Source organism: Streptomyces sp. NPDC059398, from assembly GCF_042751845.1.
GTDB lineage: Bacteria > Actinomycetota > Actinomycetes > Streptomycetales > Streptomycetaceae > Streptomyces.
In genome coordinates, this window is record NZ_JBHYWP010000013.1 from 91990 (window position 1) to 100452 (window position 8463).

Sequence of the window (8463 nt, forward strand, 5' to 3'; positions counted from 1 at the left end):
TATAACAATCGTGGGCAAAACCCCCCAACACCCGTCAAAATGTTTCGGGGGGTGGTGGGGGGGGGGGCCGGGCCCCGTGCGGCCCCGGGGCCCGGCCCCGCGAAGGGAACAGCCGGCTGCTTTTCAGACCGCGCGGCCGGCACGCGGACCGCGCACGCGCACCGCGACTCCGGACGCCCGCCCTCAGCCCCCGGCCCGCCCTCAGCTCCCTGGCCCGCTCTCAGACCGCCCGGCCCGCCCCGGCGTCGCACTCCTGGGCGCGCAGCCCACGGGCCAGGTCGTCCCGGGCCTCCAGGACGAGCCTGCGCAGCGCGGGCGCCGCGTCCTGGTGGGCGTCGAGCCAGGCGTCCGTCGCGTCCAGCGTCGACCGGTGGGCCTGCAGCCCGGGGAAGAGGCCCTTCACGACGAGCATCCCGATCTGGATCGAACGCTCGGCCCAGATGCGCTCGATGGCCGCGAAGTACTTCGGCGCGTACGGGGCGGTCAGCTCACGCTGCGACCCCTGCGAGAACCCGCCGATCACCGCCTCCACCAGCGCGTTGGAGAGGGTGTCCGACTCCACGACCGACGCCCACGCCTCGGCCTTGACCTCAGCCGACGGGCGCGAGGCGAGCGCGCGCACCTCGTGCCGCTTGCCGGACGCGGTGTCGTCCCGGGCCAGTTCCGCCGCGATGCCCTGCTCGTCGGCGACACCGTGCGAGGCGAGCGGGGCCAGCAGCTCCCAGCGCAGCTCCTGGTCGACATCGAGCCCGTCGACCTTCGCCGAGCCGTCGAGCAGCCCCTCGATCAGCTGGAAGTCGGAGTCCGTCGCGGCGGTGGCCGCGAAGAACCGCGCCCAGGTCAGCTGGGCCTCGCTGCCGGGCTCGGCCATCCGCAGCTCGCGCAGCGCACCCTCGGCGAGCAGCTTCCCGCCCTCCTCGCGCCACTCGGGTGCCGCGTAGTGCAGCAGCGCGCCCCGCGCCCACACATGCAGCATCTGGAGCACACCGATGTCCGACTCGCGGCCCGCGAACCGCAGCACCAGGTCGATGAAGTCCCTGGTCGGCATCAGCGCGTCCCGGGTCAGATTCCACAGCGCCGACCAGCAGAGCGCCCGCGCGAGCGGATCCGTGATGTCACCGAGGTGCGCGCGGAGCGTGTCCAGCGAGTCCTCGTCGAAGCGGATCTTGCAGTACGTGAGGTCGTCGTCGTTGACCAGCACCAGATCGGGCCGCTCGGCACCGGCCAGCTCCGCCACGACCGTACGCGGACCCGACACATCGGTCTCGGCACGCGCGTACCGCACCAGCGCCCCGTCCTCGACCCGGTAGAGACCGACGGCGACCCGGTGCGGGCGCAGCTCGGGGTGCGACTCGGCGGCGTCCTGCTGGACGGACAGCTCCGTGACGCGGCCCTCCGCGTCGTGGACGACGGCGGGCGTCAGCGAGTTGACCCCGGCCGTCTGGAGCCAGGAGCGCGACCAGGACACCATGTCCCGGCCGCTGGTCTCCTCCAGCACGGAGAGCAGATCGCCGAGCCGGGTGTTCCCGTACGCGTTCCGCTTGAAGTAGCGGCGGGCGCCCTCCAGGAAGGCGTCCTGCCCGGCGTAGGCGACCAACTGCTTGAGCACCGATGCGCCCTTGGCGTAGGTGATCCCGTCGAAGTTCAGCTTGGCGTCCTCCAGGTCACGGATGTCCGCCGTGACCGGGTGGGTGGAGGGCAGCTGGTCGGCCCGGTACGCCCAGGTCTTGCGGTTGTTGGCGAAGGTGATCCAGCCGTCGGTGAAGCGGGTGGCGTTCACCATCGAGAAGGAGGCCATGAAGTCCGCGAACGACTCCTTCAGCCACAGGTCGTCCCACCAGACCATGGTGACGAGATCGCCGAACCACATGTGGGCCATCTCGTGCAGGATGACGTTGGCCCGGCGCTCGTACGCCGCACGCGTCACCTTGCCGCGGTAGATGTACTCCTCGCGGAACGTCACCAGGCCCGGGTTCTCCATCGCACCCAGGTTGTACTCGGGCACGAAGGCCTGGTCGTACGTCCCGAAGGGGTACGGGAAGTCGAAGTGGTCGTGGAAGAAGTCAAGACCCTGCTTGGTGATCAGGAAGATGTCGTCGGCGTCGAAGTGCCGGGCGAGACCCTTGCGGCAGAGCGCACCGAGCGGGATCTCCAGCTCGCTCCCGTCCTCCAGGGTCCGGCGGTAGACGTCCGTGACGTGGTGGTAGGGGCCGGCCACGACCGCGGTGATGTAGGTCGAGATCGGCTTGGTCTCGCTGAAGCTCCACACCCCGCCGGCCTGCTCGCCGGTCCCGTTGCTCCACACCGTCCAGCCGTCGGGCGCGGTCACCTCGAAGGTGTAGGGCGCCTTCAGGTCGGGCTGTTCGAAGTTGGTGAACACCCTGCGCGAGTCGGCGGGCTCGTACTGGGTGTACAGATAGACCTCGCCGTCCTCCGGGTCGACGAAGCGGTGCATGCCCTCGCCCGTCCTGCTGTACGCGCACTGCGCGTCCACCACGAGGACGTTCTCGGCCGCGAGCCCGTCGAGCGCGATCCGGGACCCGTCGAAGACAGTGGCCGGGTCCAGCTCCCGCCCGTTCAGCTGTACCGATGTGACCGAAGGGGCGATCAGATCGGCGAAGGTGGAGACGCCCTCCTCGGCCGAGCGGAAACGCACCGTCGTCACCGAGCGGAACGTGCGCGGCTCACCTTCCGGGCCGTCCCCGACCGCCGACCGCAGGTCGAGGGCGACCGTGTACCCGTCGACGGAGAGAAGTTCGGCCCGCCTCCGGGCTTCGTCACGGGACAGGTTCTCACCGGGCACGGGCACTCCTTCGTGTTTACGATCCGTTGTCCGAATCCTCCCACGCGCCACTCGCGGGCGGCATCCGGGAATGGCCGGGTCGTCCCAGGGCGTTGGAAGGGAAGAGTTGCCGCAGTCCAGAAGTGCGCCTCCCGAGGAGAGACATGTCCGAGAAGACCCCCGTCGATTTCTGGTTCGACCCGCTCTGCCCGTGGGCGTGGATGACGTCCCGCTGGATGCTCGAAGTGGAGAAGGTCCGCGACGTCGAGGTCCGCTGGCACGTGATGAGTCTGGCCGTCCTCAACGAGGACCGGGTGGACGAGCTGTCCGATGAGTACCGCGAGATGCTCACCGTCAAGGCCTGGGCACCGGTGCGGGTCGTCGTCGCCGCCCAGCAGAAGCACGGTGACGAGATCGTGGGCAAGCTGTACACCGCGCTCGGCACGCGCTTCCACAACGAGGGCCAGGGCCCGACCCGGGAGGCCATCGCGGCCGCGCTCGACGACGTCGGTCTGCCCGCAGAGCTGCTCGACTACGCGGACCAGAGCCCGTTCGACTACGAGGCGGAGCTGCGCGCCTCCCACAACGACGGCATCAACAGGGTCGGCCAGGACGTCGGCACCCCGGTCATCGCGGTCCCCGGCGCGGACGGCGAGCAGATCGCCTTCTTCGGCCCGGTCGTCACCCCGGCGCCCAAGGGCGAGGAAGCGGCGAGGCTCTGGGACGGGACCCTGATGGTCGCTTCGGTCCCCGGCTTCTACGAGATCAAGCGGACCCGGACGGAGGGGCCGATCTTCGACTGAGGATCTGATGCCCTGAATCAGCGGTTCTTGGGTTGTCAAAGGTGATCTGAACTGGCATTTCGCATGGGGCAGGTGGATGGCCCTGGTCTCTGGGAGCCGCATCTGACCGCTGTTGTCCGCTCTGCTGGGCACGGACGGAGCACGAGGGCCGGCAGGGCAACGAGTCCTGCGAGGTGCGTGCTCCGTCCGTCCGGGCGGGCTGGTGGGTCAGAGAGGGATGACGCGGACCTGGTTGCCGCAGAGCTTGGTCATGTCGTCGCTGTCGCAGGTCAGGAGGGCTACCGGTTTCGGCTGGCGCAGGGCGACCTCGGCGACTGTGGCGTCGATGCCGTATTTGTGCCCGCCCCTCGGAGTCCAGGACGGCGGTTTCGACTCGCTCGCTCACGAGGCGTCCACGCCCTTGCCGGGGCCGGCGGTGCCGAAGATCCTCGCGCGGGCCCCGGCGAGCTCCCTAGTCGCTGAAGGGGCCGTGCTCCTCCTCGTGGCGGCGGCCTTGACGGTCGAGTCTGCATGCTCTGGACGGAGAAGGGGGCGGCCCGCGCTCCAGCTGTCCGCAGCGGGCTGAGGACCCCCGGGACGGTGCCGCTTGAGGGCAAGCGAAAGGCCCCGGTCGCTGACCGGGGCCTCCGTCGAAGAGCGGGTGACGAGAGTCGAACTCGCGCTCTGAGCTTGGGAATCGCGGATCGCTTGAGAGTGACTGATGTGCTGACCTGTGAAAATGGCCCAGTCTGGAGGGGCCGGGTCGTATCTGCGTGGCTCGCGGTGGACGCTGTTGACCGGTTGTTCTGGCACCGATCCGGGTCGCTACCGCTCGCCCTGAGCGGCCAGACCGAACTTAGAAGTGGCCTTGCCACCAGGGCATCTCCGGGCAGTCGGCCGGGATGACCTTGTATTCCGGTGGCGGAAGCCTTGAGCCTGGGAATCAGCGGGTTTTGGGCTAGGTCTCTGGAAGCTGTACCTGACCGCTGCTGTCTGCTTTGCTGGGCACGGATGCGGCACGGGGTAGAGGTGCAGCGGACCCTGCCAGGGGGCTCGGGGGTGGTCGGGCGCGTCAGAGAGGGATGATGCGTACCTGGTCTCCACAGAGTTTGGTCATGTCGTCGCTGTCGGAGGTCAAGAGGGCGACGGGTTTCGGCTGGCGCAGGGCGACCTCGGCGGCCTTGGCGTCGATGGCGTACTTGTGCCCGTGCAGCCCGGCGGCTTTGAGGATTTCCGCTGCCGCTTTCGCCGCTTGTTCAGTGACCGGTTCTACCTTGATACGGGACAGGGTCCAGTTCAGGCGAGGCATGTTGGTACGGGAGTGGCTGACTTCCACGATGGTATTCGCACCGATCACTAGCTCGGCTCCCATGTCGTGGAAGACCTGAAGCATCGCGAGAAGCTTGCGGTCTTGCACGATCCAGGCGGAGAGCCCCTCGGAGTCGAGGACGACTGTTTCGACGCGCTCACTCACGCGGCATCCGCGCCATTGGAGGTACCGGCGAAGCCGAAGATCTTCGCGCGGGCCTCGGCGAGCTCCTAGTCGCTGAAGGGTCCGTGCTCTTCCTGATGGCGGCGGAGGTCCTCGCCCAGGAGCTGATGCCGGATCTGACGGGCTACGGCTTCCGCCACGTAGCCGGAGACGTTGTCCGTGAGCTTGCGGAGCTTTGCCACCTGGTCGCTGGGGAGCGTGACGGTGATGCGGGTCGTTGAGGACATACGGCAGGCATATCGCAGTATGCGGCAAAGGATCTGTCCAATACCGTCAGGATTTCGCCTTGTAGTCGTACGGGCCTTCGTGCTGCGTTCCTGGATACCGCCCTCTCGCGGTGATGCGACGGTAAGTGAGTTGGCGAAGTTCTTGTTGTGGGACGGGCTACCGGTGCAAGATCTGTCAGCCACCTGATCGCGGAAACCAGGGCGCGACACGGGGCGGGATTGTTGTGGTTAACGCGGACAGACCGACAAACCTGCCGGCCTGGAGCGCGGGGTCAGGCGCGTGGGCTGGTGCGGTCGCGACCGTGCTGATCGCGTTGGGAACGGTCGGCTGCGGTCACGGAGGTGGGGACGTGTCGACGTCCGGGCCGGAGATCGTTGTCCATGACGCGACGACATCGAAACAGGAGCGCAAGCGGGTGGAGGCGTACTGGATCGGCACGGGCATTGCAGACGTGGCCCACGGGGATGCCACCAGTGACGCCGTGCAACCTGAATGAACGGAGGGCGGCGGCATCGCTCGTACTGTCGGTCGCCTGTACGCCCAGAACACAGGAGGCGGTCTGGGCGCCTGCACGGCGACTGTGGTCGGCGCCAACAGAGTGATGATCGCCGCGCCCTGTGTCAGAACGTCGGATGGTGGAGGGTCCTTCCGGTCAGCGACCTGGGATCATCAGCTCTACTTCCTGCCTGGTTACCATGACGGCGAGAGCCCCTATGGCGGCTTCACGGTGCGCCGAGTGCGGATGGCCGAGGAGCGGCAGGGCGAGGGCCTGGACGTTGCCGTTCTGGAGGTGAACTCGAGCGACGACGGAAAGAGCATTTCCGAGGTGACCGGGGTCCAGGGGATTTCTTTCACGGCTGAGCCGGGTACTCGTACCCACTTCTTCGGCTACCCGTACACGAACAGGGACCTGTACTGCGATGGTGCCGATTCGCAAGAATACCGGGGTAGTGCATTGCTGTGAATCCCCTGCGTCGTGGGCGTCGGGTCGAGCGGGGGCCCCTACCTCGTCGACCTCGACGCGGTAGGGGCCGGCAGTGTTGTCGCAGTGAATACCAGTGGCGACGAGACCTTCAGCTACGGAACTGCCCTGGACACGTTCGCCCGACGTCTCTATGCGAAGTCTGAGCACCGCTCGCGAGATTGTTGAACGCTGCCGTCCGGAGTGTGACGGTGACCGGGTGGTGCTGACGCTTCATGAAACGTGACGCTGGCCTGCATAACCGACGCGAAACGCGTGCAGGATCGAGCAAACACCGGCAGCGTGGGCCGGGGCCTTGCCGCCCGCGCGGGTCGCCCGCCGAAGGAGCGCCGCAAGGGGCCGGCCGCGTACACGGAAACCCCCGACCGGCGGCACATGACGCCACCACGGGCTGGACATACCAAGGAGGTTCCCACTGCTTCGCGTCGAGCCGAGCGCCGAGGAATGTTGACGTCCGGCACAGCTATCAACCCGACAGGAAACCCAGTCGAGGTCGCCTTGTGCCGTCATACGGGATCCGGAGACAGCCCGGACAACAGCAGAAGCCCCGGGCCACCGGCCTGAGGCTTCTGCGTGAGGTACCTTACGTGCGTTCGTCTAGGGCAGCATGTCCGTTTCTCCCGAATCTTTCATGGGGAAGCGAAAGAGATGGTTCGGGCCCGGCCTCTTGAGGGCCGGTACACCGTAGTTGCCAAAGGCCTTTGCGATAACGCGCTGCTGGCCGGTGCAGGTGTTGTTCCATGCCGTCGCGAAAAGGTGCATGACCTGGATAGCCGATTGCATGCCCCTTACCGGTGATCGATTTCCCTTTTCGGTCATTTCCCCGCCGAGGAAGTAGTTGCGCAGTACCAGTCCCGGGTCGCGTCGCTGGAAATTCTCCCCGGTGCCCAGCTGCGCGTACCACTGGTCCGGGACCTCGGAAGATCCGCACGCCTGAGTAGCCAGGTAGTGAACGAGAGTGGTCGCACGTGCCGACGCGCGCGGGATCGGCTTTCCCCGCTTCACCGAGTGCCGGATTTCCGGGTGCCGGTCCAGCACCACCTTGAGCTGGTCATCCGACACCGGATACCGGTTTTTCCACTTCTCGATCGGATGATTTTCCCACATCCACAGTAGGCGCAGAGCAGCGGACAGATTGAAGGCGTCCTTCTCGCCGGTGGCTGCGAACGTGTACGAGCTGCTGCGCATCTTCCCGCGGTCGACCACATTGAAAGTGTCGCCCTCGATTCCACGCGCCACGCTGTAGCGCAGCGTGATCCCCACAATCACCTGGGCGGCCAGCCTGTGCTGTCCGTCGTACAGCATCCCCTGTTGGTCGATCGCCAGCCCCTGATGGGTGGTCCTCCACTCGTTGCGGCGCATGGCGCCCGCCCATTCCTCGACCTTGCGTTCCTCCATGGTGCGCTGGTACCACGGGATTCGGAGCAGCAGCTCGCACGCATCAGTCGGAGAGACGTCCTCAAACGACAAGGAGGGGGCGCCGGGCCAGGGGCGGGACGGGGGGCACCAATTCATTTTATAGAGCTTGTGCGTGAATTCCAAATACTGAGTGCCGGTCACCTCTTCCGGCACGAAGAAGTGTTTCGTTGAGATTTCCGTACGGATTTCCCACTTGTCGCCATGCCGGCTCATTGAGAATCCCGGACACGAGCGGACGATTTCCGTGAATCTGGCCATGCTGTACAGGGGTGTGACGGGTGCTTCGTTCGCACTGCCTTGTGGGGTGGTCATTGTGCCCTTCCTTAGGGGTTTCCCAAGGCAGATGGTCACCCTTTTCGGAGCAATGGGTCAAGCGGGTCGATGAGTCCGTGCCGGGGGGAACGAAGAGCGGGCGATTTAATGTAAAATTATTAGCGAGTATCGATTGAGTGTTCGGAATTCAGGCCGGTTTTGCCGAGCCACTTCGTTGGTGGCTGACGTCATCACGGGTGGAGGCCTGGCTCCGGCGCTGCCGGACCTGAGTGGCGCGCCCCTTCCGTGCCGGGGCTTGACCGCGGATCGGTACTACCGCCTCGGATGACAGACCTTGCTGGGGGAGAAATGGGGTGGGGCGGCGCACGGAGGAGGACGCGGGCGCCCTAGCCTCGATCTTTCGTGACGGCCCGTCGGTTTCTTCGGCGGGCCGTTTCGGTTGTGTGGCTGGTGGCAGGCGGGCTGATGGCCCGGCTGTCGTGTCGGGTGGGCGCCGGGTTCCACT

Annotated in this window: 6 protein-coding genes and 2 pseudogenes; 3 read left to right on the forward strand and 5 right to left on the reverse strand. The window is 66.6% G+C overall.

Annotated elements, in window-relative coordinates; genetic code table 11:
• Nucleotides 1-220 precede the first annotated feature (220 nt).
• A complete protein-coding gene (pepN, locus tag ACFXBC_RS07595) occupies nt 221-2803 on the reverse strand; it encodes an aminopeptidase N (protein WP_385019779.1) in 2583 nt (860 codons plus the stop codon).
• A gap of 143 nt (nt 2804-2946) precedes the next feature.
• Here pepN and ACFXBC_RS07600 point away from each other — a divergent pair, with 143 nt between their 5' ends.
• Nucleotides 2947-3585: a DsbA family protein gene (locus tag ACFXBC_RS07600; protein WP_385019781.1), complete on the forward strand. Its 639-nt coding sequence runs from the start codon at nt 2947-2949 to the stop codon at nt 3583-3585.
• Nucleotides 3586-3792: 207 nt separating this feature from the next.
• Here the strand turns inward: ACFXBC_RS07600 and ACFXBC_RS07605 are convergent.
• From ACFXBC_RS07605 to ACFXBC_RS07615, 3 genes and pseudogenes are all read right to left on the reverse strand, one after another.
• Nucleotides 3793-3927: pseudogene (locus ACFXBC_RS07605) on the reverse strand (DNA-binding protein); the annotation flags it as partial.
• A 709-nt stretch (nt 3928-4636) separates the two neighbouring features.
• A complete protein-coding gene (locus tag ACFXBC_RS07610; protein ID WP_385019783.1) occupies nt 4637-5038 on the reverse strand; it encodes a DNA-binding protein in 402 nt (133 codons plus the stop codon).
• Nucleotides 5035-5283 (reverse strand): annotated as a pseudogene (locus ACFXBC_RS07615) (hypothetical protein). The gene ACFXBC_RS07610 and the pseudogene ACFXBC_RS07615 overlap by 4 nt, the downstream one beginning before the upstream one ends.
• 302 nt (nt 5284-5585) lie before the next feature.
• On the opposite strand from ACFXBC_RS07615, the gene ACFXBC_RS07620 reads away from it, so the two are divergent.
• Nucleotides 5586-5780: a hypothetical protein gene (locus tag ACFXBC_RS07620; protein WP_385019785.1), complete on the forward strand. Its 195-nt coding sequence runs from the start codon at nt 5586-5588 to the stop codon at nt 5778-5780.
• 105 nt (nt 5781-5885) lie between these two features.
• Nucleotides 5886-6248, forward strand: a complete 363-nt coding sequence (locus ACFXBC_RS07625) for a hypothetical protein (RefSeq protein ID WP_385019787.1) — start codon at nt 5886-5888, stop codon at nt 6246-6248.
• Between the two features lie 615 nt (nt 6249-6863).
• Here the strand turns inward: ACFXBC_RS07625 and ACFXBC_RS07630 are convergent.
• Nucleotides 6864-7997, reverse strand: a complete 1134-nt coding sequence (locus ACFXBC_RS07630) for a hypothetical protein (RefSeq protein WP_385019789.1) — start codon at nt 7995-7997, stop codon at nt 6864-6866.
• Nucleotides 7998-8463: the final 466 nt, after the last annotated feature.